At 38.0% G+C, this 959-nt stretch carries 1 pseudogene; it reads left to right on the forward strand.

What is annotated here, in order from left to right:
* Positions 1 to 107: 107 nt before the first annotated feature.
* A pseudogene (locus tag ACI48O_RS22720) lies at positions 108 to 959 on the forward strand (HTH domain-containing protein); the annotation flags it as partial.

Below are 959 nucleotides of genomic sequence, written 5' to 3' on the forward strand. Positions count from 1 at the left end.
TAAAATGTACCCTATAGAATAGACACTTAAAAAAAGTGCTCTTTCTATAGGGTATTTTTTGTATAATTTAAAGAACAACATAGAGAAATACGTGGAGACGGAGAATTATGAGTAAAAAACTGTTTACAGAGAAAGACATCGCAACACTATCTAAGAACCGATTTGTTAAAACAGTCAGTTCAAAAGGCATCACATACTCTGATGAATTTAAACAACACTTTATTACTGAAAACAGTGAGGGGAAGCTTCCAAGAGAAATCTTTGAAGAAGCAGGGTTTAATGTTGATGTTATTGGCATGAAGAGAGTTAAATCTGCTTCAAATCGTTGGAAAGCTGCTTATAAAGCCGAAGGCGTGTTGGGCCTTAAAGATACTAGAAAAGACAGTTCTGGAAGGTCGCGGATTAAAGAATTGTCTATCGAGGAGAAGTATGCCAGATTGGAAGCGCAGATGAAGCTTGTACAGGCAGAAAACGAACTCTTAAAAAAGATTCGTGTGTTGGAAAGGGGGCTAAAAAATTAAAGCCACCTGCCAGTCAAAAATATATTCTCATTCGTGATGTCATTGAAAAATACAACCTTAACCATATGGTGAAATTCCTTTGTGAAGTTGCAGGGGTTTCAAGAAGTGGTTACTATAATTATTTCTCATCCAAGTCTATTGAACAAAGGAAACGTCAGGACAAGAAGGATGAAGAAGCGAAAGAAATGATTCTAAAGGCCTTTCACTTCAAAGGCAGAAAGAAAGGGGCACGCCAAATTAAAATGACATTGGCAGGTCAATTTCAGTGTGTCTTCAACTTGAAGAAGATCCGTAGAATCATGAAAAAATTCGATATCGTCTGCCCTATCAGGAAGGCAAATCCGTACCGGAGAATGATGAAAGCTACTCAGGAACATCGAGTGGTTCCGAACTTACTAAACCGCCAATTTAAACAGGAGATACCTGGCAAAGTCCTTC

The sequence above is a fragment of the Neobacillus terrisolis genome (assembly GCF_051233475.1).
Lineage (GTDB): Bacteria > Bacillota > Bacilli > Bacillales > Cytobacillaceae > Bacillus_BU.